This is a genomic window from Pseudanabaena biceps PCC 7429 (assembly GCF_000332215.1).
GTDB classification, from domain to species: domain Bacteria; phylum Cyanobacteriota; class Cyanobacteriia; order Pseudanabaenales; family Pseudanabaenaceae; genus Pseudanabaena; species Pseudanabaena biceps.
Genome location: NZ_ALWB01000051.1, coordinates 1 through 22,722, shown reverse-complemented (window position 1 = coordinate 22,722; position 22,722 = coordinate 1). Strand labels below are relative to the sequence as shown.

Annotated in this window: 18 protein-coding genes and 1 pseudogene; 6 read left to right on the top strand and 13 right to left on the bottom strand. The window is 41.8% G+C overall.

From position 1 onward, the window contains the following. A partial coding sequence (locus PSE7429_RS07945) for a sensor histidine kinase (protein WP_009626609.1) occupies window positions 1–900 on the bottom strand: 900 nt, incomplete at its 3' end. A gap of 42 nt (window positions 901–942) precedes the next feature. Here PSE7429_RS07945 and PSE7429_RS27740 point away from each other — a divergent pair. Together PSE7429_RS27740 and PSE7429_RS07935 are read left to right on the top strand one after the other, a co-directional pair. Then, window positions 943–2,237, top strand: a pseudogene (locus PSE7429_RS27740) (NF041680 family putative transposase). Between the two features lie 326 nt (window positions 2,238–2,563). Further along, on the top strand, window positions 2,564–3,724 hold the full coding sequence (locus PSE7429_RS07935; RefSeq protein WP_009626607.1) for a glycosyltransferase family 4 protein: 1,161 nt from the start codon (window positions 2,564–2,566) through the stop codon (window positions 3,722–3,724). A 1-nt stretch (window position 3,725) separates the two neighbouring features. Here the strand turns inward: PSE7429_RS07935 and PSE7429_RS07930 are convergent, their stop codons facing one another. From PSE7429_RS07930 to PSE7429_RS07900, 6 genes are all read right to left on the bottom strand, one after another. Further along, complete coding sequence (locus PSE7429_RS07930) at window positions 3,726–5,384, bottom strand: response regulator (protein ID WP_009626606.1); 1,659 nt, start codon at window positions 5,382–5,384, stop codon at window positions 3,726–3,728. A gap of 1,218 nt (window positions 5,385–6,602) precedes the next feature. Continuing rightward, the gene (locus tag PSE7429_RS07920) at window positions 6,603–7,580 is read right to left on the bottom strand and encodes a M48 family metallopeptidase (RefSeq protein WP_009626604.1); all 978 of its coding nucleotides are present in this window, start codon (window positions 7,578–7,580) and stop codon (window positions 6,603–6,605) included. 249 nt (window positions 7,581–7,829) lie between these two features. Beyond that, window positions 7,830–8,360 (bottom strand): hypothetical protein, encoded by a 531-nt coding sequence (locus PSE7429_RS07915; protein ID WP_144052496.1) that lies wholly within the window; start codon window positions 8,358–8,360, stop codon window positions 7,830–7,832. Window positions 8,361–8,620: 260 nt separating this feature from the next. Next, the gene (locus tag PSE7429_RS23445; protein WP_009626602.1) at window positions 8,621–9,835 is read right to left on the bottom strand and encodes a HEAT repeat domain-containing protein; all 1,215 of its coding nucleotides are present in this window, start codon (window positions 9,833–9,835) and stop codon (window positions 8,621–8,623) included. A gap of 507 nt (window positions 9,836–10,342) precedes the next feature. Beyond that, the gene (locus PSE7429_RS26865; RefSeq protein ID WP_009626601.1) at window positions 10,343–10,795 is read right to left on the bottom strand and encodes a transposase; all 453 of its coding nucleotides are present in this window, start codon (window positions 10,793–10,795) and stop codon (window positions 10,343–10,345) included. Window positions 10,796–11,105: 310 nt separating this feature from the next. Then, window positions 11,106–11,444 (bottom strand): hypothetical protein, encoded by a 339-nt coding sequence (locus PSE7429_RS07900; protein WP_009626600.1) that lies wholly within the window; start codon window positions 11,442–11,444, stop codon window positions 11,106–11,108. A 153-nt stretch (window positions 11,445–11,597) separates the two neighbouring features. Between PSE7429_RS07900 and PSE7429_RS07895 the strand changes: the two genes are divergently transcribed. Next, a complete protein-coding gene (locus PSE7429_RS07895) occupies window positions 11,598–13,538 on the top strand; it encodes a S9 family peptidase (protein ID WP_009626599.1) in 1,941 nt (646 codons plus the stop codon). A gap of 47 nt (window positions 13,539–13,585) precedes the next feature. Here the strand turns inward: PSE7429_RS07895 and PSE7429_RS07890 are convergent, their stop codons facing one another. The 3 genes from PSE7429_RS07890 to PSE7429_RS07880 form a co-directional block, all read right to left on the bottom strand. After that, window positions 13,586–14,926 (bottom strand): hypothetical protein, encoded by a 1,341-nt coding sequence (locus PSE7429_RS07890; RefSeq protein ID WP_040687734.1) that lies wholly within the window; start codon window positions 14,924–14,926, stop codon window positions 13,586–13,588. Between the two features lie 344 nt (window positions 14,927–15,270). Continuing rightward, on the bottom strand, window positions 15,271–16,014 hold the full coding sequence (locus tag PSE7429_RS07885) for an ABC transporter ATP-binding protein (protein WP_009626597.1): 744 nt from the start codon (window positions 16,012–16,014) through the stop codon (window positions 15,271–15,273). Between the two features lie 79 nt (window positions 16,015–16,093). Next, the gene (locus tag PSE7429_RS07880; protein WP_009626596.1) at window positions 16,094–17,320 is read right to left on the bottom strand and encodes an ABC transporter permease; all 1,227 of its coding nucleotides are present in this window, start codon (window positions 17,318–17,320) and stop codon (window positions 16,094–16,096) included. Between the two features lie 492 nt (window positions 17,321–17,812). Here PSE7429_RS07880 and PSE7429_RS07875 point away from each other — a divergent pair, with 492 nt between their 5' ends. From PSE7429_RS07875 to PSE7429_RS07865, 3 genes are all read left to right on the top strand, one after another. Beyond that, window positions 17,813–18,061: a 2TM domain-containing protein gene (locus tag PSE7429_RS07875; protein ID WP_009626595.1), complete on the top strand. Its 249-nt coding sequence runs from the start codon at window positions 17,813–17,815 to the stop codon at window positions 18,059–18,061. Window positions 18,062–18,353: 292 nt separating this feature from the next. Continuing rightward, window positions 18,354–18,644, top strand: coding sequence for a DUF3181 family protein (locus PSE7429_RS07870; protein WP_009626594.1), 291 nt, complete (start codon window positions 18,354–18,356; stop codon window positions 18,642–18,644). A 61-nt stretch (window positions 18,645–18,705) separates the two neighbouring features. Next, a complete protein-coding gene (locus tag PSE7429_RS07865) occupies window positions 18,706–20,010 on the top strand; it encodes a sensor histidine kinase (RefSeq protein ID WP_009626593.1) in 1,305 nt (434 codons plus the stop codon). A gap of 108 nt (window positions 20,011–20,118) precedes the next feature. Here the strand turns inward: PSE7429_RS07865 and PSE7429_RS07860 are convergent, their stop codons facing one another. The 3 genes from PSE7429_RS07860 to PSE7429_RS07850 form a co-directional block, all read right to left on the bottom strand. Continuing rightward, window positions 20,119–20,478 (bottom strand): DUF4288 domain-containing protein, encoded by a 360-nt coding sequence (locus PSE7429_RS07860; RefSeq protein WP_009626592.1) that lies wholly within the window; start codon window positions 20,476–20,478, stop codon window positions 20,119–20,121. Window positions 20,479–20,604: 126 nt separating this feature from the next. Beyond that, window positions 20,605–21,258, bottom strand: a complete 654-nt coding sequence (locus PSE7429_RS07855) for a rhomboid family intramembrane serine protease (protein ID WP_009626591.1) — start codon at window positions 21,256–21,258, stop codon at window positions 20,605–20,607. Between the two features lie 35 nt (window positions 21,259–21,293). Further along, window positions 21,294–22,322: an ABC transporter permease gene (locus PSE7429_RS07850; protein WP_009626590.1), complete on the bottom strand. Its 1,029-nt coding sequence runs from the start codon at window positions 22,320–22,322 to the stop codon at window positions 21,294–21,296. Between the last annotated feature and the right edge of the window lie 400 nt (window positions 22,323–22,722).

The window sequence follows — 22,722 nt, the reverse complement described above, 5'->3', positions numbered from 1 at the left end:
AATCTCGGCGATCGCTTGACTCCCATCTTCTCTTTGCAGATCTACTTTAAGGGTGACGCTCCCTTTGTCTGTGAATTTGATCGCATTCCCTAGTAGGTTCAGCAGCACTTGCCTCAGTCGCTTTTCATCTACCTTGATTCCTTCTGGCAGGTTAGCCGCAGGTTGATGAATGAAGTAGACACCCTTTTGATCCGCTCTCACCCGACAGATTTCTACTACTCCTTGCAGGAACGATGGGAGATGAATCACGTTGCTGCTTAGTTCCAGCTTCCTTGCTTCGATCTTCGATAGATCGAGGACATCATTGATCAATGTCAGTAGGTGCGACCCACATTGGTAAATGACGCTTACTCCGTGACGCTCTTTCTCGGCTAGCGCTTTTGACCGACTTAAAATTTGGGCATATCCCAGAATTCCATTCAAGGGTGTTCTCAGTTCGTGGCTCATGTTTGCCAGAAATTCGCTCTTTGCTTGGTTCGCATTGTCGGCAACTTCTTTGGCTTGCGTAATCGTATTAGTGTAAGTTTGCTGAGCCTGCAATAGCTCCTGTACGTAATGAATCATCTGATTGATGGATGTTGCCAATACCCCGACTTCATCCTTAGTTTCAATGGGAGCTTGCAAATTAAAGTTAGATTCCTTAGTAACTTGCATCGCAACTTGATTCAGGGTCTGAATTGGTTTGGCGATCGTTTGACTAATATACATAGCCAGAAAAATAGCGATCACAAAGGAGATCGCAAAACTAGAAATAACGATTTGAGTGCGAATGTTTTCCGCATTAATTAGGCTTGATTCTGCCGTACTTTCTAGAACTTCCGCATATTCGTAAAATTTCCTTAAGCGATCACTGGAGTTTAGACTAAAAAAGGAAAAAAAGGCAGAGTAAAAGAGATACAAACTGCCTAAAGTAGATGAAAAAGAAAAAGCACATCTACAGTCATGATTATTGATAAACTACAGAACTTTCGTCAACAGGCATATAATTTTTTAGGAAATGGAAGAGATGCAATATTTGACTTAATGGATGCAGTGTTAACCAGTCCAAGCGTGAAATCATTTGCAGAATTATCGTTATCTGCGGTGTATCGGCGGAAATGGTCAAGCCTGTATGAATCACTAAAAGATAGTCGTCCGAGACGAGGAAGGCTTAGACGACTATGTGTAGAACAAATACCCAAAGATATTCGACCATTGCTAGCAGGAGACCATACAGGGTGGGGAAGACCCCATGCCAAAACGCTAAAAGACAGGAGTTTTGTGCATCAACCGAATTTGGTTGAAGGCAACAAACCAATTGTGTTGGGGCATGACTACAGCACCTTGGGATGGGTACCAGAAATGTCAGGGAGTTGGGCAATCCCGTTATGTCACGAGCGGATCAGTAGTTTTGAGACAGCAGCCCAAAGAGCAGCCTTCCAACTGAGGCAAGTATGCCGCGATTTGTCCGTAAGACCGATCGCTACTTATGACAGTGAATATGGTAGTGCTGCCTTTATGAATTTGACCGAGGATATCCCAGCAGACTTATTGCTGCGTCTACGCCCGAATCGATGCTTATACAAAAGCACCTGAACCCTATAGTGGCTCTGGTCGTCCTCGCAAGCATGGTGATAAATTCCAACTTGCCAATGCTGATAGTTGGGGAGACTCATCGGCAACTTTTAGCTTAGAGGATGAGACGGTCGGACAGGTGCAAATCCAGCAATGGTCTGATTTGCACTTTAAAAAAGCATCCCAACGACATTTCCAAGTTATTCGAGTCACCCATCCCCATTGCTCTGGTTTATGGTTAGCTTGGGTCGGTGAACAAATAGCCAACTTTAGAGCAGATTTGGCGCTTGTAACTTACGCCGTTTTGCCATCGACCATTGGAATCGCTTTGCCAACAACGTTTACATTGGTACGCTGCCACAATTACTGACTCCTCAACAGGCTTTGCGCTGGAGTGACCTCATGCCGTTACTCTCTTGGCAGTTATGGCTGGCGCGTCAACTGGTGATTGATACTCCTTTGCCTTGGCAGAAGCCTCAAACTAATCTTACTTTGGTCGTGTCGCTCAGGGCTTTGCCGCACTTTTAGTCAGGATCGGCTCTCCTGCTTGTTCTCCGAAACCTCGTGGTAAGTCTCTTGGTTGGAAATCTGGGCGCAAGCGCGATCCTTATCCTCGCTTTCCTATCATCAAAAAACGCGCTTCTCGTCCCAAAAAGGTCAACAAAGACATCCTTAATTCCTAATCCTAAATATTCTCCTTTTCATTCTCTTGGATTTTGCCCAGTTCTCCATTCTCTGGGTTACTTTTTCCTGCTCTTTTTCTGATTAGCTTAATCAACTTAGTCTAAACTCCAGTAAGTAAGTGGGCTTAATCCAGATCTAAAACCTGCGGCGCACGCGCAGCGTGCGCCGCAGGTTTTAGATCTGGATTTTAATTATGCTGCGGTACTTAGAGGTACTTAAATAATCAACAGGAGAACCCATCTCATCCAACAGAAAAGACCGACTGTATAATTTGTGCCGCCGCTAGTTTTGGTATTATACCTTTGACAATAATGTGGTGTAGCTCATGCATATTGCATGGTTAGGTAAAAAATCCCCTGCCTGTGGCAACGTGACCTATAGTCGCGAAATTACCAATGCATTACTCGATCGCGGACATCGAGTCAGCTTTATGCATTTTGCTCCTGAGAATGATGCAGACAATGAAGAGCCAGAAGAACATACTCCAGAAACGCAGGATGTCACCTTACCCTTTCTTTATAAATCCACTATTTATACGGTTCCATCCTTAAGAGCTAATAAGATTCTCGTCGATTCCTTGAGATCGCTAAAGCCCGATCTCATTCACGCTTCCCTTGCCATTTCTCCCCTTGATTTTCGCCTGCCCGAAATTTGTGCCGAACTCGATCTGCCCCTCGTTGCCACCTTTCACCAACCCTTCGATCTCAAGCGGCGCAACCTTGCCTCGAGTACGCAGCAGCTCACCTACCAAATTTATGCCCCATCCCTAGCCGATTACAACCAAGTTATTATTTTTTCTAATATTCAAAAAGAGCTTCTCAATAAACTTGGCGTTCCTAATACTAGAATTGCAATTATTCCCAATGGAGTAGATAGCGATCGCTATTCCCCAGGAGCTTCAAATATTAAGGATGAGCTTAAAGCCGAAGTCCTATTTCTTTATCAGGGACGTTTAGCTGCCGAGAAAAATGTCGAAGCTTTGCTCAAAGCATGGCGTAAATGTCGATTGCCCGAAGGTTGTAAGTTAGCGATCGTGGGTACGGGACCATTGCTGGCGGGTTTAAAGACCTTTTATGGTAACGATCCGAGCATTATTTGGATGGGATATATTGCGGATGAGCAGAGACGCATCGAAATTTTGCGTGGAACAGATGTATTTATCTTGCCATCGCTAGTTGAGGGGCTGTCATTATCATTGCTGGAGGCGATGTCCTGCGGTGTGGCATGTATTGCTACGGATGTGGGCGCTGATGGCGAAGTAATCGAAAATGGAGCGGGAATCGTGCTTGATTCCCATCGAGTGACCTCGCAACTTTGTACGCTTTTGCCACTATTTGTCGATCATCCTGAAATGGCGAAAATTATTGGTATTAAGGCAAGACAAAGAGTCTTAGATCGTTATACCTTAGTAAAGAATATTGATCGCCTAGAAACTCTCTACGAACAAACCATGAGCCAACAATGGGTGAGAGTCAGTGCGTTCTAAGTCATTTCAATAGGTCTTTGATCGTCTGCGATAAGACCTTAAGTTTTACGGGTTTCGATAGATAATGATTTGCCCCTGCAATCAAGCATCTTTGGCGATCGTCCGCCATGGCTAAAGCTGTTAAAGCAATAATTGGTATATTAACCAATTCAGGATCGAGACGAATCTGTCTTATTGCTTCTAGCCCATCCATTTCAGGCATTTGGATATCCATCAAAATTAGATCGGGATGGTGCTTTTGGGCAAAGGCGATCGCTTCTTTGCCATTATTCGCAAATAGTAAACGGTAACCAATCGCTTCTAGGTAGCTAGAAATGGTAATGATATTGGTTTCGTTATCCTCAGCTAACAGAATTAGCGGCGAGGAAAATTCCGTTGATGATGTTTTCTCGGAGTCTAGGGTGGGAGTAGATTCGGAACTAGCTCCGACTTTATTGGCTAATTTAGAGGCACTTGCCGAAACTACACAGGGAATCTCAACCGTGAAGCAACTGCCAACACCCAACTCACTGGTCAGATCTACATTCCCGCCATGAAGCTCGACTATTCGTTTTACCAGAGACAATCCTAATCCTGTGCCCTCATAGTTACGATTAAGAGCGCTATCAATCTGGATGAAGGGTTTAAATAATTTCGATATATTTTCAGGAGCAATACCAATGCCCGTGTCTTTTACAGAAATGCGAAGAAATTCTTTGACGATCGCCGTTTCGGAAACATCTTTTTTTACAGTGCTCACCTCAAGCATGACCTGTCCGCCATTGGGGGTGAATTTGACTGCATTGGTTAGCAAATTGATTAAAACTTGACGAATACGTAACTCATCTATCCAGAGATGGGGCAGATTTGGAGGAAGATAACTGCGGAGGTAGATCGATTTTTTGACAGCTTGGGGTCTGATAAATTCCAGACTAGATGTACAAATTGGTTCTATACCAACAGCTATGCAGTTTAGCTCTAGCTGTCCCGATTCGATTTTCGCCACATCGAGAATATCGTTGATGAGGGAGAGCAAATGCGTACCGCTTTGTTCGATAGTCTGTAAAACACTATTCTGTTTTGGATTAATGCTGCCAAACACCTCATCCTGAAGTCCTTCAGTAATACCTAAAATGGCATTGAGAGGAGTTCGGAGTTCATGGCTTATATTGGCTAAAAATTGACTCTTGGCAAGGTTGGCTTCTTCGGCAGCTAGCTTTGCCTTTTGCAAGGAAATAACTTGACGGTTGACCTCCTGTTCGAGATCTTGAGTTAATCTTCTTAACTGTAAATGGGTTTTAATTCTGGCAATAACTTCTTGGTATTGAAATGGTTTGGTAATATAGTCCACGCCCCCCAGCGCGAAACTTTTGATTTTGCTATCGATATCATTTAAAGCCGTCATAAATATGACGGGGATATCTTGGGTTAAAGGATTGCTTTTGAGATGCTCGCAAACTTCAAAGCCGTTCATGTCAGGCATTCTAATATCTAGCAAGATCAGTTCGGGTACTAACCTTCCAAATTGCCGCCCAATCTGTTTGAGGGCGCGATCGCCACTAGTCGCGATCGCTACGTCATACCCCACCGTACTAAGAGTTTCCGAAAGGACTTCCAGATTAGCAGGAATATCATCCACAATCATAATCAGTCCTTTAGAATCGTCGGGTTCGGTAGTCATAATTTTAGTTATTTCTAAGGATTGTGGAATTCAAGAAAAAGTTGATCGTCCAGATAATAAATGGATTTCGTATATTGGACATGTTTATGAGGCAATTTTTTAGAAATAAAAATTGATAATTACCCAAATCATGAGAGATTACTTGAAATACTTTCTAAAGAAGACTATATAAAAACTATGTACTTCGATTCAGAATAAAAATAGATAACAGTACTAAATGACAGGGTTCCAATAAAAATATTTTATTTTATTTTTAGGAGTTGCCAAAAAAACATAAACAAGATACAAACAAAGTCTTTGAGTTTAAAAAATAAATTGTAGAGTTGCTCAAATTTTATCACAGTATATGCTCTGTGCTAATTTCAAGAACACCTATGGCAAGCTATTTACTTCATAACAAGGACTAGATACCGTTGCCAATTTTGATTCTAATTGAAATATTTAAGTAAGTGGGCTTAATTAAATATAAAACCCTAAAATCTGCGGCGCACACGCAGTATGCACTGTAGGTTCTAGATCTGGATTTTAATTATGCCCAGCTACTTACTCGCTTTTTTTGAATAAAGTTAGAAATCCTTATCCCATAATTTGCAATTCATTGCAGTTAAATATAAAAATATTATTTTCCGCAAGAGATTTTAGCAGTAAGAGATTAAGGAGTCTTAGATTTTATGAAATCATAAAAAATCCATTCCGTTTGTTACTGATCAATTAATCTTGGCAAAAAATCATAACCTTCAATACGTAAATCACCCTCCCGATATTTAATTATTACATAGCAATGCTTGAGTTAGCTATGAATAGATGAAAACCCAAAATAAACCCAAAATATCAGTGGCAGTGCAAAACCCATATGCTCATATTTTGAGTTTTATATTTTAAGGAAAACTAGTATTGCTATAGAGTTAAATCTGTTTTTTGATTTATATAAATCCAATCAAATTTAATAACTAATTCAGCATAAGTAGCTGGGCATAATGCTTTTATAGCTGTCGCCAAGGGTATTAGTCCATAAAGCCCAAGGGGAGAAGCTTGGTGTTTTGCACCAAAACTAAATCTAATAGGGGTTTCCAAGTTAAGAAATGGCTACGCCATTTCTTAACTTGATATAAAAGAGATAGATAATAGATAGGACTAAACATCCCCCAAAAAAGACAAGTGGCGGCGCGGAGCGCCGCCACTTGTCTTTTTTTTGGGGGGGTAAGAAAGGGAGTGGAATTATTGGCGCTTAAGACGATTAATTTCGTCTTGAAGTTCATCAATTTGGCGTTTCAAGCGTTCAGCTTCACTTTCAGACTTGTTCTCTTTCTTCGGAGATTGAGAAACATCAACGGCTCCAGTCGTATCGCCTCGCTTGTAATTGCCAGACTTGATATTGCGATAATCTTCCGACTCAGCCCATTCGCGAATATAATGAACGCGCTCTACGGGAAAAGGATGGCTGAGCATGGAACCAGCCCCGAAACCATTGTAGAGCATGAATTTATAAATTTGATTGAGATTATCCTTATCAAGTTCTTGATAGGCTTCCGATTGCCGAATAAATTCGGGCAAGCTCAATTCATGGGCAAAGGCGGAACTCCCTCCCGATAACTTCATCATCGTGGAGAGGACTGTATCTAGTTCGTTGGTGACTAATAGGGCGGCGCGATCGCTCGATAATTCTGCCTTGCGTCGCCATTCAAAGAAAGCATAAATTAATCCACTACTGACGATACCACCCAAGCCAAAGGTCATTTCACTAATGGTCGAGACAATGCTCATCACCCACATTGCCATTTGGATCAGGGTTGTGTGACCGCATTTGATATGTCCGAGCTCATGGGCAAGCACCGCCCGAATTTCCTCTTCGGTGAGCAGGTCTAGCAGTCCTGAGTTAATGACTATATAGGGGTGATCTTTGCCGAGAGCGTAGCTATTGGCTACGGGATTTTGGGAGACGAATAGAGTGGGTTCGGGCTGAACATCAAGGTCAGCAACGCATTCTCTAAAGATTCGATGAATTGTCGCGTATTGTCGGTGATTTACCTGAATGCTATTGCCAATGTGGTAAATCGTCTGCGGACGCTCGTACATAAACTCGACAAATTTTCCTGCCACGAGGTCAAATCCGGGGACGCTGCGGAGGGCTTGTTCGGCTTGGCGATCGAGGGGATGTCGAAAGGCTTCGCTAGAAATGCCTGTATAACGTGGCATAGGTGTTGATATCTACTGAGATATACATGATTTTCTCCATTTTATCCCAAAGTTATCAAGCTTTATTTTTGTTAACCTATCCGTTTGAGTAGGTGAGCTATATAGGGGTACATAACTGACGGCTGCACGTAGTCTTATATTGGTTAACACTGCTAGGTAAAAGCCTGTTTTCAGCACTTTCATTATATTGATGAATAGGAGATTAACAAGGTTTAAACTTGAGGTACTTCTGACAATTTTCAGGTGGACTTATTGTGGTAGTAGGGGGATAACCTTGATAACCTTGATGGGAATGATGGGAACAAAGCCTTGGTTTAGTGGCTTCCAGTCTCCTGAAATTTTTAGTTTATAGTTTATTTGCACAGGCTCAGCATTAGCATAAGCAGAAACCGTGAGAACAAATGGCTGTTGTTTATCAGTACCAAAAGAGCAGTTTGAAGTGTGTTGAGTCGCTAAGTAAAGGGAATCAGAACAATATGATTGTTCAATTTGAGAGGGTTTAGATAAAACCCAAGAAAATACTGCCCCTTTATTATCTTTAGGAGAAATGGTGGTATCAATTGTGATCTTACCGGGCCCTGCTAAGAAAGTGAGATAGTACTTTGTTGGTGTTTTGGAAGATACTAGAGAACCAGAATACTCACCGCTAGTTAACAAAGTCGGTTTTTTGGGGTCTGTAGAGGGTTGGGCAGCATTAGCTACTGGAGTAAACAAAGAAGCTAGGCTGAGTATGCATGTAGCTAAGATGACAGAGTGCTTGATAGCAGGCTTAAACTTCATATTTTTGAGTTTAGGGTTTACAAATGTGGGATTTAGGGAATACCAAAAACAAATTACCATAAATTACCCAATGCGAACATGCTCACGCAGGTATCAAGCGTTATAACTCGGTAACGGCAGTTTATCGCAATCGTGTACCTGATTTTGATGACCGTCTTATGTTGAATGCGGCTGGCTTATGGAACTTCTATTTGGACGCTGTAGATTTATTTGGTGCGTTTCATTTCATGAACGCACCCTACGCTAATGTTTAGTGTGAATCACCTTTCGTATGAATGTTCAAGTACTTCTCTCCTAGCTCTATCTAGAGACTTGTTAGCAATATTTTGAATTTCATATGAAGAGTCTTTAGTAAGGCTCATGAGAACTGAAAAAATTCTATCTTTTTGCTCTGAAGTAAGCTTTTTTTTGTTAATAGAAGAGGGAAGAAGTCCCAGTGCTTGAATAGCATATCGATTTTTACGTTCTAATGCAGTTTTTAATAACTCATCAATTGCCCCAAGTTTTACAAGAGAAAACATACCACTATTGCATATTCTTTCGTCAGGATCTGAAAGAGCCCCTATCAGAGATGGAATAGCCCTATTATCGCCAAGTTCACCTAGGGCTTCTGTGACTTTATACCGAGTATTACCGTTACCATATTTGATAGAAAGGGCATCAATGAGGGGATCAACGGCTCTTGAGTCATGAAGTTTTCCTAGACCATAAGCTGACAAATCTTTAGCTATTGCTAAATTGTGTTGATTTGGTTGATTGTCAAAAGGTGTTTGTAATATCTCAATAAGGGGGTCAACTGCTCGTGAGTCACCAAACCACTCTATAAGATAGTAGAGATTCCCCATAATTCTCGTTGACTTTTCCAGCTTAATACTATTTATTTTTTCTAAAGTAAACTCGACAATTTCATTATTATTAATACGATGAATCTCTAGTGCCATTTCATAATTCCATGTGACTTCACTTTCGTCATTATTCCTTTTACGCATGTAATACGCACCACTCTCAAAGCATTGAGCTATTACTTCTATCATCCTTGTCAAATTAAAACTATACATAGATGGAGTTTCTTCAGGTATAGACTTTAAGACTAAAGAGTGATCGCGTTTTGTGTCAATTTCAAGTGTTGAAATACTTGTAAAGTCATAAGAAAAAACAGGAAGTAAAAAATAGGTGTCAATTTCTTCTAAAAGAAGGGTATAGCTGCTAAATTCAGAATCTATAGAGTACATATCAGCAATGGCGTTCTCAAACGAAGGAAAGCAATAACCTGGAAAAAAGAACTCCCACGAATCTGAACCATTATGCCATTCATAAAGTGTATAAACCTCCTCAGATAATTGAATTGGAAATAACGACACCTTTTCTTCAATTTCTTTGCGAGTTAGACCTGGTTGCAAAGAATTTACATAATTTGGTCTGTGAATTTCAAGCCAATTTTGAATTCTTTGTAATGCTTTATTTAGTTTATTCATGATTGCAAGCTAAATTTTTAGCAAGTAGCAAGTAGGGTTCGTTAGCTTTAGCGTAACGCGCTATTATTTAAGTAGTATAAGTGGAAGACTAATTAATAGTAAATCGATAAAAATATTGATTGAGGAAAATCTACAGACAAAGAGCAGTTAAAAACTGACATTAGCCTTTACAGGCATGACAACCAATAAGCGATCGCCTTAATTATCACTAAAAAGCGATCGCCTATATTAATCTGGAAACTTAAGCGATCGCCTTGATCGGTATGAAAATCAACAAGCGATCGCCTTTACCAGTATGACTAAAAAGCGATCGCCTATATTAATCTTGAGACTTAAGCGATCGCCTTTACCAGTATGAAATGCAACAAGCGATCGCCTCAATTATCACTAAAAAGCGATCGCCTATATTAATCTGGAAACTTAAGCGATCGCCTTGATCAGTATGAAAATCAACAAGCGATCGCCTATATTAATCTGGAAACTTAAGCGATCGCTCTTTAAAAAAGACTAGCTAGACAACAGGTTGATGCGATCGCAGTAAGTTGATATTTGAAAATTAAGATTTTGGCGATTCTCCAAGCGGAGACGGGTCGTCTCTGACTTTGGGTTGGTAGGTGGAGTCTGCTGTACTGACAAGGTATAGCCTTGCTTTGCATCAACATCTACTATTGCTAATACGGAAATCTCTAGTCCTTTTTCAGCACGTCCAGCACAGCCATTATAGAAATGCTCAACCCCATAGGTTGCTTTACCACTTTTGGGTACAAATGAGCAGTCTGTCGCGATGATCTGACGTGCGGTGGCTGGTATTGCTTGTTCTATCAGGTCGGCGTTACCTTTGATAAAGTTAAAGGATTTCTGGAATTGCTGACGATAGCTCCGTTCTGATATTTGACTATATCGACTCAGGTTCGTAAAGTTTACTTTCCCGTACAATACCAATATTGTCGAAAACAACATTATCAGAAACTTTTGTTGGGGTTTACTCAGTAGACTGGATATTATGAAATTGATGCTATTCATTTGGTGCTGGTGTTTAATATCTGCACCTTATACGATGGATAGCTTTTTTTCTCTATTTTCTAAAAATGTCCGAAGTATTGCTGATTTAATTTGATTTATTTTGATTTAAAAAGGGCGATCACTTTTTCATGATAAATTTCCCCTAGAACAATTTTTGTAGAAGCGATCGCTGCTATTCCAAGCTATTTCAAAGTTTTTCTCAATGTGGATTTGATTGAAAAGGGCTGTAAGATACAGACTTTTTTAATCAAAAAATTTCTTGGTTTGGATTTGAGCGTAAAGCGCTGTAAGAAGCATATTCATCCACAATGTTATAAATTGCTTGCGCTAAAGCTGGATCGAAGGTCAATTGAAGGATACCAGTATCAGGATTCTTCATGATTACATTTTCTGTACCTTGTGGTTTAAAACGCAACATATCCTTATCAGTATTGATATCGACTTTGAAATTATCTCCATCTACTCGGACAGAAACAATATCATCTAGAGAAAGTTGATATGTAAATTTGAGCAGGTATTTAAGCCGACTTGATGTATCTATGACTTCATTGATTTTGCCCCTATCAGTAAAAGAAATATCACTCATATGGTTATTCCAATAATTTCTATTTAGCTTATACCAATTCATTGAAGTGTTGTCACACTTTCGTGAATTGGTATTAGATCCTAAGCAAACCTTATGTTGCTATATAATCTTAAAAGCCATCTAAATAGATAGTTTGTATCTTTACAATAACTTATGACTCTCGCTCCCTACGGTTCTTGGAAATCACCTATTAGTTCTGACTCGATCGTTTCTAGTAGTATTCGGCTCGGCGCGATCGCCATTGATGGGGGTAATGTTTATTGGAATGAAGGTAGACCAACTGAAGGGGGAAGAAATGTGATCATGCGCTATGACGGTGATTACAGCGAGATAACCTCTGCGCCGCTTAATGTTCGATCGCTAGTTCACGAGTATGGTGGCGGTGAATATCTTGTCAAGGACGGAAGAATTTATTTTTCTAATTTTAGCGATCGCTGCATCTATCGCAAAATTGGCGAGGGAACACCCAGCCCCTTAACCGTGGAAGGTGCTTATCGCTATGCAGATTTTGTTTGGAATCGCAGCTATGGCAAATTGATCTGTGTGCGCGAAGATAGTACGGAGACTGGCGAACCGATTAATACCTTAGTGGCGGTAAATACAGCTAATGGTGAAGATATTCAAGTATTAGTATCGGGGGCAGATTTTTATGCTTCGCCACGACTCAATTCCACAGGGGACAAACTCGCATGGATTAGTTGGCAGCATCCAAATATGCCTTGGGATGGAACGGAACTCTGGCTAGCCGATCTGGTGGAATCAAATACAGGAGTTCTCACCATCCAAAATCCCCAACTGGTAGCTGGTGGTAAGGATGAATCGATTTTCCAGCCCGAATGGTCTCCCGATGGCAATCTCTACTTTGTTAGTGATCGCACAGGTTGGTGGAATCTCTATCGTACTTCCGCAGAAGATATGACAATTCAACCCCTATGTTTGATGGAAGCTGAATTTGGTTTGCCGCAGTGGGTGTTCGGAATGTCTACCTACGGCTTTACGGGTGATGGCAAAATTCTTTGTTCCTATACCCAGCAGGGTAAATCCCATTTAGCAATTCTCGATCCCCTGCATCTCGATTGGGGTTTACAAGAAATTGATTTACCCTTTACGTCAATTTCTGGACTGCGTTGCGAAGGCGATCGCGCGGTTTTTCACGGTGGCTCGCCAACGGAACCGACAGCAATTGTTTTACTCAATCTGACGACGGGAACTTGGCAAAAGATACGGGTCGCGTCAGATTTACAGATCGATCCCCACTATATTTCCGCCGCTCAGCCCATCGAGTTTCCCACCGAAAATGGCAAGACCGCTTACGGGCTATTCTATCCTCCTAAGAATAAGGACTTCCAAGCCGAGGCATCAGAAAAGCCCCCTCTATTGGTCAAAAGTCATGGTGGTCCCACAGCTTCTACTTCAGGAAGTCTCAGTCTGGGCATTCAATACTGGACGAGTCGTGGCTTTGCCGTACTGGACGTGAACTATGGCGGTAGCACTGGCTATGGACGCGAATATCGCGATCGCCTTAAGGGGAATTGGGGCATCGTCGATGTGGATGACTGTGCAAATGGAGCGAAATTTCTTGCCGACAAGGGTTTAGTAGATGGCGATCGCCTTGCGATTTCGGGAGGTAGTGCTGGCGGCTATACGACACTTTGCGCTTTGACATTTCGCGATGCTTTCAAAGCAGGGGCGAGTCATTATGGCATTTGCGATCTCGAAGCTCTTGCTACGGATACCCATAAATTTGAGTCGCGTTATCTCGATAGTTTGATTGGAAAATATCCCGAACAGAAGGAAATTTACATTCAGCGATCGCCAATTCATTTCACCGAAAAACTTTCCTGTGCGATCGCCTTTTTTCAAGGTTTAGAGGATAAGGTCGTACCGCCCAATCAAGCGGAAATGATGGTAGATGCTTTGCGTCAAAAGGGTTTACCAGTTGCCTATGTTCCCTTTGAAGGCGAACAGCACGGCTTCCGAAAAGCCGAAAATATCAAACGCGCCCTTGATGGTGAGTTCTATTTCTACGCACAAATTTTCGGCTTTGCTCCTGCCGATGATATCGAACCACTCGCGATCGAGAATCTTTTATAAGTAATGAAGTGCCGCGCAGAGCGCGGCACTTCATTACTTCTGCTAATCTAATCAGAAAAGCCCCCAGCACGCAAATACATAGATAACCGATAAAAAAATACTAAACGATCGGCTTCTCGATAAACGCGATCGACAAATTCCCATCCTTCTTCTCCTTCCCCCAGCATATACTTATTGGCAAGATATGCTACCAATAGATCTTGGATTTCTCTATTGAAACCACCAGCTTTGTAATAATTTCTATCCATTTCTTCATCAATATTTTTGGGAGGATTCACATTCCGTTTTAACCGTTCTACCTTTCCTAAAATAAGGTTTATACGTTCCAAAGTTCTATAACTATTTTCTCGAATTATTTCTGGGAATCGTCGGGTTACATCGATAATTTTGCCGTTAGAAAGTTTTTGGATTAAAATTGGTCTTTGACTTCCAAAGTAAGATTTAAAAACTAGCCCACTTCTCACAATCTCTGCACTTCCATCTCCATCTAAATCTCGAATATCAAAAGTTTCTTCACGACTACGCTTAAAACTGTATTTGTCAAATATTTGCTTTTCATTATCAAAATAATAGGTCTGCCAGTAATCACAGCAAGCTAAGCCACCACGATGAAAAGAAATTACAGTATTAACATCGCCACTGCCTTCTAAATCAAAAAACTTGATCCCAAAATCAACCTTACTATATCCATTGATACCGCTTTCCTCAAATATTTCATCCAATACTATTTCTTCCCATTGAATGAATTGCAAACGGGGTTTAGAAATTACATACGTGCCATAAATGCCTTCAGGATGCTGGTAAATTACTTTTATTGTTAAATTTCCATAGCTTTTAGTTTCCACGACATCATAATCAAGTTTTGGAGATATCGAATCGTAATAACTAGGCTGACTTTTAGATAGAGCATAGGATTGGCATCCTTCATCATATTTGAATACATCCTTGAAAAAACCGAAGTGATTATCTTTTTCTTTTTTAGTTGGCATAATTACTTCAGGCTCATTGTCTTTATTTGAATAAACTATGGAGAAAGGAATTCTATAAAAACGTTCTTCAAATAATCTTTGATCGGTTTTCTCCTCATATAATAATTTTTCATTACGATAAATCCGAAAGCGCATTTCGGAACCCATCTTCATCGCACGAAATTCCTGCTCATCATTTATAAAAGAAGTTTCTACTCTAACTTTGCCCAGAGTTTTTGAACGCACGATCTGTGTCTCATGGCTAGACTTAGGTTCGGGAAGAGAAGTATCTTCTGGAACTGGCAAACATACCTTCGCTGGTTGAAGCGACTTAGATATCTCGTTAAAAAAGGTGACTTCTTGACCTTGTGCTTTAACTAGTGGTTGAGCGTTAATGCCGATATGGTCTATAACGAACATACGAGCTAGCAGAGTTAGATACGCCAACAGCATAGAATTCGACTTTACAATAATTGACTTACGAATTCTTGCATAAATCACTACCTTACACGAAAAAATACATCTAATTTTATGATTTATTTCTGTCAAAACGCATTGTTTATAGCCTTAGCCACTTATAGCTATATTCAGTAATGTTAGAACAAAAATCAAACCCAATAGAGAGTTGCGGCGCGAAGCGCCGCAACTCTCTATTGGGTTTGATGTCCTGACTTAAGTGAATATAGCTATAAGTTAGGAAAAAATCAAAACCCAAGAAGAGAAGTTTGGCGCTTTGCGCCAAACTTCTCTTCTACAGACTACAGTTATAGATCTTCGGGAGATAGGTGATCGTTGAGGATCTGACCGTCGCGAAAGAGAATGATCCGCTGACTATTGCGGGCGACATCCGCTTCATGGGTAACCATGACTACTGTAATCCCGCTAGCATTCAACTCCCCAAATAGTTCCATTACTTCCTGAGTCGTATGTGAATCAAGCGCCCCTGTGGGTTCATCGGCTAGTAACATCACAGGATTATTAACGATCGCTCTCGCGATCGCTACCCGTTGCTGCTGTCCGCCCGACATTTGGTTAGGACGATTATTTAAGCGATGTCCCATCGCTACCCTTTCGAGAGCGGCTACCGCCCGTTCCTTCTGTTCTCGATTGGGAACATTAGCATAGGCCATCGGTAACATCACATTTTCCATCGCCGAAAGTTGCGGCAAGAGGTGATATTGCTGAAAGATAAAGCCGATTTTGAGATTGCGAACCTTTGCCAAATCGCGTTCTTCCATATGGGAGACATCTTGCTCATCCAAAAAATATTGTCCAGACGTACTGCTATCAAGACAACCAATGATATTCATACAGGTGGATTTGCCCGAACCAGAAGCTCCCATAATCGCACAATATTCTCTTTCCTTAATCACAAAGCTGACATCTTCTAAGGCTCTGACCAAGGTATCGTTTTGACCATAATACTTACATACATTATTTAAACGGACGATTTCTCTTCTAGATTCAGCGGTTGAGGAGATAGGAGCGATCGCATTGGTAGTTATCATGATTTCTTTCTTTTTATGTAAATGCTTGTAAATGCGTAAATCTTCAAATCAATACAGGCTAAAAACTAAAGACTCATGGTTAGATACTTCGCAGAGCCACAATTGGATCGAGCTTGGCAGCTTGGCGAGCTGGAAAGATGCCAAAAAATAGACCAATCCCCCCCGATACACCCACTGCGAGGCAAATTGCGCCAATGGAGACCCCAGCTTGTAAGGGAGAAACTGCGGCAATGAGGAGAATGCCCCCAACGCCAATGCCTGTACCGATCGCTCCGCCCAATAATGACAAAATAACCGCCTCGATCGTAAATTGGGTCAAAATGTCGCTAGGAGAAGCCCCGATCGCTTTACGAAGCCCGATCTCACTCGTACGCTCGGTAACGGATACCAGCATGATATTCATAATGCCAATACCGCCCACCAGTAGGGAAATCCCTGCGATCGCCGCTAACATGATCGTCAAGGCACTGGTAATATTACCGACAATTTCTAGGGCATCCTGCTGCGTGCGAATGGTAAAAGTATCGTCAGCATTAATATCGGAAGTACGATGACGCAGACGCAAGAGGTTTGCGATTTGGAATTGAGCCGCACTAACATTATCGTTGCTAGTTGCCGAAACGTTAATTACAGCTACAGCAACACCGTAGGGCGAGGTTTTACCCGTTAATCGGCTGGACATAGTAGTAATCGGCATGAAAATCGTGTCGTCTTGATTGGTTCCGAGAAACGCGCCTTTTTCAGCCATGATCCCGATGACTTCGTAGCTAGTGCCACGCATTCTTACTGTCTGTCCGAGGGCACTACCCTGCGGAAACAGATCTTTAGCGATCGCTGCCCCCAAGGCAATCACCCTTGCATTTCGCTTGGTATCCTCTTCATTAAAAAATCTCCCCGAACTCACATCCGCATTCCGAACAACTGTGTAGCTTGCGGTCGTACCGATTAGCGTAGCGCGTTTGGTATTGTTGCCAGCGATCGCCAGCTCCGAACCATTAATCTGGGGCGCGACACTGCGAACGGTGGGGACTTGGGTAGCGATCGCATCGGCATCAGCCAGTACTAACCGATTGGGGGGAGCAATCACATTACGACGCGCATTATCCGTACCCGTGATCACGAAAATTACATCCGTACCAAGGGATTGAAATTGCTGAGCTGCATACTTTTGTGCACCTTGACCAACACCAACCATCAAAATCACCGAGGCATTACCGATGATGATACCCAACATCGTTAATGTACTTCGCAAACGATTAGCTGCTAGGGTTTTACCCGCCATGCGTAAGCTTTCCCAAGTATCCATCCTTAAAATCTTCCTGAGTTACCAGTAACAATATAATTAAAAATCAAAACTAGAGAGAGTATCGCCTGCTTTGCGGGCGGCACTCTCTTCTAGGTTTTAAGTAGCGACTTAAGTGCATTTATATAAGTACCTCAGCATAATTAAAATCCAGAGCTAAAACCTGCGGCGCACGCTGCGCGTGTGCCGCAGGTTTTAGGGTTTTATATTTAATTAAGCCCACTTACTTACTTAGATGCATTTAACAGATGCTTTCATCAATAGATCCTAAATCATTTGGAGTTTCCTTGGTTTGTAAAAATCTAATCTATAGCAATATAGATGAATGGCGGCGCTTCGCGCCGCCATTCATCTTTGGGGTTTTGAAACGAGTTAAGAAATGGCTATGCCATTTCTTAACTTGGTATTACGTGGCTATAGGAAGCGGAATTTAGAAATAAACTGGTTTTGGGTTAGCATAAGTTTTAGTTAAACTTGCGAAATTTTCGATTTTCTATGCCTAAGCTATCAAAACCACCCGATCCTAACGATCCTGAATACCAAAGCCTCGAACGTAGGGTTAACTTTTATTTGCACCTTGCCATCTATTCGGCTTGTATGACCTGTATGTGGTTTATTCAATCGATCACTGAAAAAGTATGGATATGGTCAGTGTGGGTAGCGGCAATCTGGGCAGTTTTGCTGCTCGGTCATGGCATTTGGGTTTTATCCAAAGAAAGCAAGATGCAGAATGTAGAGAATTAGAAAGACCAAAAAATTAAGGATGGATGGCGCAAAGCGCCATCCATCCTTAATTTTTTGGTCTAGATTAAAAACTAAACCTCGTAAGGGTTTTTAAATTAAGAAATGGCGTAGCCATTTCTTAATTTGGTATAAGATGCTAAGCAATTCAGCATAATTAAAAACCAAAGCCAGAGAGCATACCACCCGCGTAGCGGGCGGTATGCTCTTCCTTAGCTACTTATACAGATCTCTTAGAAATTTTATTTATGTCCTAAAATAATAGGCTACAGCCATATACCCAAACTTTAATTCCATGAGTACTTCAGAACGCATCGAACAATTAGCCGCGACGATCGCCGAGGATATTTACATTGACATTGCGAAGTGGCATTTGTATTTAAATGATGCCCATTTGCATCGTCCCCTCGCGGAAAAGTTTTATCCTATGCTGCCCGATGGTATTACTTCGGCGGATGTCGCTAAAGTTTTAAATGGAACTACGATCGAAATTGGTGGTGGCAATCGCGAACTTCCCTTAAGCGATCTGATTCCTAAGTCTTGCCAGAATAGACTATTGGCTATTTTGGAAGAATTTGAATATTAAAAATAATGGAAGAGGCAAAGCCTCTTCCATTATTATCTCTCAAAGAGCGCTGTAACGATCTATGACCACCGTCGTTCCCAATCCTGTCTTTCAATCCATGCGTCGTCGTTTGGCGTTTTGGTACGCGAGCGTGACCGCAGTTTTATTAATTGTCTTTGCAACGGGCTTCTATCTCTACGTCCAGTCAACCTTGATTGATCGCATTGATGACACCATTGATCACGTTGCCGAAGTAATCGAGCGATCGCTAATCCGATCGAATTTAATTGATTTGGAATCTGACTTTAGTCGTAATTTTTCGGCAAATGCCCAAGCAATTGATGCCGATCATATCGATATTGACTGGTTCAGTGCTAAGGGGGAAATTCTCTGGACGACTAATATCAATACGGAGTCATTACAGATGCGGGAAAGGGGTATCCTGCGACCTGTATATCGCACCGTGCATTTATCGGCTGCTGAACCATTAAGACAGATGACCGAGCCGATCGTCATCAATGGCAAACTGTTAGGATACTTACGCATTAGCCATCCTTGGTTTGAAGTTACCAAACCGATTAAGCAATTGTTTCTCGATCTCGCGATCGGTACGACACTGATGATATTTGTCGTTTTACTATGTGGTTGGTGGCTGGCGGGAATTGCCTTAGAACCCGTACGCGAATCCTATCAACGATTAAAACAGTTTACGGCTGATGCTTCCCACGAACTTCGTAATCCGATCGCTGTAATTCAAACCAATGTCCAAGTGGCGCTTGCCGATCCTGATCCAGCATTTCAGCGATCGCAACTCGAAGCGATTGAAAGGATTACCCGCCGTTTGGGGAGATTAATTGACGATTTATTATTTTTAGCGCGTCACGATGGAGGAATGACCAATCAACGCCGAGAAGCTTGCAATTTATCGCAAATCCTGTATGAAGTAGGCAAAGAACAGGAAGCGATCGCCCAACAAAAGGGAATATGTCTTGAATTACCCAGCCCAGATGCAAAACTAATTATTTCAGGAGATCGCGATCGCTTGGGGCGTTTATTTACAAATCTAGTGAGTAATGCGATCGCCTATACGCCCAAGGGTGGCAAGGTACAGATCGCAGCGCTGAGTAATTCTCAAGATCGAGTACAGGTGCAGGTCAAGGATACGGGCATGGGCATTCCCGAAACTGAGCTATCCCAAATATTCGAGCGCTTCTATCGCTATCAACCGCAAAAAAGTAGCAAATCTAGTTCTAAATCCGCCAATTCCTTTACAAGCGGTTCGGGATTGGGACTGGCGATCGCCAAAGCGATCGCTGAAAGTCATCAAGGGCAAATTACGGTCGAAAGCAAAGTCGGACAGGGAACTACTTTTACTGTTAATCTTTAGGAAATTTCGGGTAGTCCTATGGGGGATAGATTCTGAAATGCCCATTTCATGCCAACAAAAAAGGTGCGAATATGTCGATCACGCTTAATCTGACCAGTGCCCACACCATTAATAATGATATTTTATAGAAATCATCTCACCTTTCAAAAACTTTAATAAAGAATCCCAGCTATCTAGTTCCATTTGAGAATATGAGATCTCTGTTCCATCAGTAGGTTCATTTTCCTCATCCATACATAAAACAATTTTCCGAATACCTGCAAGAAGAAAAATAGCTGGACGATTTTCCCATGTATTTTCACTTGATTCATCATCTTCATCTTCTTTTGCTCTGATTTTAGCTTTTTCCCATGCCTCGTCATTTGATGATGCTTGTATCAAGATTATATTTTCCCAAATTGGATATTTATCTTGATTTGCATCCCTAAATTTTACATACATAATTACGTGTGCAGCATACCATTTCATGATAGTTAGTAGTTATCCTCTCTTTTATCTATAAAGCAACACCTTCAAAAGTTTTCTTGGGGTTATTTTGATCAAAAATTGCTAAATAGGTAAGGATGGGCGGCGCAAAGCGCCGCCCATCCTTACCTATTTAGCCCTACCAAATTTCGAGATTAAGAACATTGCGATCGCCCCTACGCCAAAACCGCTAATGTGGGCTAAATAGGCGATTCCTGGCAAATTGGGATTCGCCATTGCCGCGTAAACAGTTTGTCCAGCAATCCATAAACCGAGAAATACCGCTGCAGGAATGGGAATCGCCGTTACAAAAAATCCGAGGAAAACTAAACTTAAAATCCTCGCACGCGGAAATCGAATTAAATACGCACCCATTACCCCCGATATCGCCCCACTTGCTCCCACCATAGGAACCATCGAAGTTGGAGCCGTTACCACCTGCCCAATCCCAGCGATCACACCACAAATCAAGTAGAAAAATAGAAATTTCCAATGACCGAGTCGATCTTCAATATTATTGCCAAATAGATAGAGAAACCACATATTCCCAACTAAATGGAAGATACTGCCGTGAAGAAATTGGGATGATAATAAAGCGATCGCGTGTTTGGAGGGATTGGCTACTAATTCTTTGGGAAATAGAGCCCAATTTTCCAACCATTCCCCCAGTTGAAAGTTGGGCAAACTGGTTTGATATCCAAATATCAGGACGTTCACTAAAATCAATGTATAGACAACGATGGAAGTATCCTGAGTCGGATTGTCGTCATGTAAAGGAAACATTAATAACCAATAGCTCCACTTTTATGAGTAATCACTTAATCCATATCATCCAACTTGATCCTCGGATCGACGGCTTTAAGAAGTAAGTCGCCGATGAGATTACCGACCACTAACATTAAAGTCCCTAACATCAAGCCAGCCATCACTAGATTGGTATCTTTTTCTCTTGTCGCTTCGAGTAGTAATTTCCCCAGACCTGGCCAACTAAAAAAGAACTCTGTAATAAAGGCTCCACCTAGTAATCCACCAAATTCAAAGCCTAACAAAGTGATCAAAGGGTTTATGGCATTGCGGAGGGCGTGAACGTAGATCACCTTACCTTCGGGCAAACCCTTAGCGCGGGCAGTTTTAATATAGTCTTGACGTAATACATCCAACAAACTACCGCGCATGATTCTCTGCAATCCTGCAAAGCTGACCACCGTCAAAGTCAGGGTCGGGAGGATTGCGTGATGTCCGATATCGAGAAATTTACCTAAGGGCGATAGATCGGCAAACCCAATACTAGTCATACCTCCCACGGGAAACCAGCCCGTGTTTTGTGCCACCATCAATAATAGGATTGCCAAGACAAAACTAGGAAAACCCTGTGTGGCATAGCTGACAATCTGAATTAGGCGATCGCTCCAAGTATTTTGCTTAACGGCACTATAAATACCCAGAGGAATCGCCAACAACCATGTCGTTATCAACGAAGCAAGGGACATGATCAGCGTATTTCCAGCCCTTTCGACAATTAACGGCGTGACGGGAGCTAACCCTTGGCAACGCACACCCAGATCACCATTTAGGGTATTTCGCAACCACAAAAGATACTGCAATGCTTCGGGCTTATCGTAGTTAAGCTGTTTTTCTAGCTGCTCGATGGTCTTTTTAGGCGTACTGGGGTTGTTGCGGAGTTCGGAAAAACAATTTCCGGGAGATTTTGTAATGGCAAAAAAACTTAAAACAGACACCCCAAAAATGACAATTACTGCCTGTCCTAGTCGCTTCACCACAAAACCCGTCGTATCGTTAAAAATCAAGCGCCAGAAAGGGTGATTGACTCGATTTGCAGTTGTCATGATTTGCTGTTGCTAGTTAATCAGTTGCTAGTTAATCAGTTGTGGCAGTTCTAAATGCTTTGTGGAAGCGCCCCCCGTTCGAGGGTGCGATTCCATAAACCCAAAAATCTACAAATGATTTAGGACTGTTGTATGTGTAGATATTATAGCGATATCAAACTAAAACCCCAAACATAGTTTAGTTTGAGCTTGGTTTGAGCTTGCTTTGAGCTTGCTTTGAGCTTGTATAGCTAGCTGCCGCCAGTCTTGTTATACCAATTCACGAAAGTGTTGTCACACTTTCGTGAATTGGTATAACAAATCCAGTAAGGTTTTTCAAAGCTCAAAATGGCAACGCCATTTTGAGCTTTGGTATCAGGACATAAAAAAGAGGGTTGCTGCGCTCCGCGCAGCAACCCTC

Excerpts from the sequence above, each read along its gene's own strand:
- PSE7429_RS07935 (WP_009626607.1), top strand. The coding sequence starts at position 2,564 with ATGCATATTGCATGGTTAGGTAAAAAATCCCCTGCCTGTGGCAACGTG.
- PSE7429_RS07930 (WP_009626606.1), bottom strand. The coding sequence starts at position 5,384 with ATGACTACCGAACCCGACGATTCTAAAGGACTGATTATGATTGTGGAT.
- PSE7429_RS07920 (WP_009626604.1), bottom strand. The coding sequence starts at position 7,580 with ATGCCACGTTATACAGGCATTTCTAGCGAAGCCTTTCGACATCCCCTC.
- PSE7429_RS07915 (WP_144052496.1), bottom strand. The coding sequence starts at position 8,360 with ATGAAGTTTAAGCCTGCTATCAAGCACTCTGTCATCTTAGCTACATGC.
- PSE7429_RS23445 (WP_009626602.1), bottom strand. The coding sequence starts at position 9,835 with ATGAATAAACTAAATAAAGCATTACAAAGAATTCAAAATTGGCTTGAA.
- PSE7429_RS26865 (WP_009626601.1), bottom strand. The coding sequence starts at position 10,795 with ATGTTGTTTTCGACAATATTGGTATTGTACGGGAAAGTAAACTTTACG.
- PSE7429_RS07900 (WP_009626600.1), bottom strand. The coding sequence starts at position 11,444 with ATGAGTGATATTTCTTTTACTGATAGGGGCAAAATCAATGAAGTCATA.
- PSE7429_RS07895 (WP_009626599.1), top strand. The coding sequence starts at position 11,598 with ATGACTCTCGCTCCCTACGGTTCTTGGAAATCACCTATTAGTTCTGAC.
- PSE7429_RS07890 (WP_040687734.1), bottom strand. The coding sequence starts at position 14,926 with ATGTTCGTTATAGACCATATCGGCATTAACGCTCAACCACTAGTTAAA.
- PSE7429_RS07885 (WP_009626597.1), bottom strand. The coding sequence starts at position 16,014 with ATGATAACTACCAATGCGATCGCTCCTATCTCCTCAACCGCTGAATCT.
- PSE7429_RS07880 (WP_009626596.1), bottom strand. The coding sequence starts at position 17,320 with ATGGATACTTGGGAAAGCTTACGCATGGCGGGTAAAACCCTAGCAGCT.
- PSE7429_RS07875 (WP_009626595.1), top strand. The coding sequence starts at position 17,813 with ATGCCTAAGCTATCAAAACCACCCGATCCTAACGATCCTGAATACCAA.
- PSE7429_RS07870 (WP_009626594.1), top strand. The coding sequence starts at position 18,354 with ATGAGTACTTCAGAACGCATCGAACAATTAGCCGCGACGATCGCCGAG.
- PSE7429_RS07865 (WP_009626593.1), top strand. The coding sequence starts at position 18,706 with ATGACCACCGTCGTTCCCAATCCTGTCTTTCAATCCATGCGTCGTCGT.
- PSE7429_RS07860 (WP_009626592.1), bottom strand. The coding sequence starts at position 20,478 with ATGAAATGGTATGCTGCACACGTAATTATGTATGTAAAATTTAGGGAT.
- PSE7429_RS07855 (WP_009626591.1), bottom strand. The coding sequence starts at position 21,258 with ATGTTTCCTTTACATGACGACAATCCGACTCAGGATACTTCCATCGTT.
- PSE7429_RS07850 (WP_009626590.1), bottom strand. The coding sequence starts at position 22,322 with ATGACAACTGCAAATCGAGTCAATCACCCTTTCTGGCGCTTGATTTTT.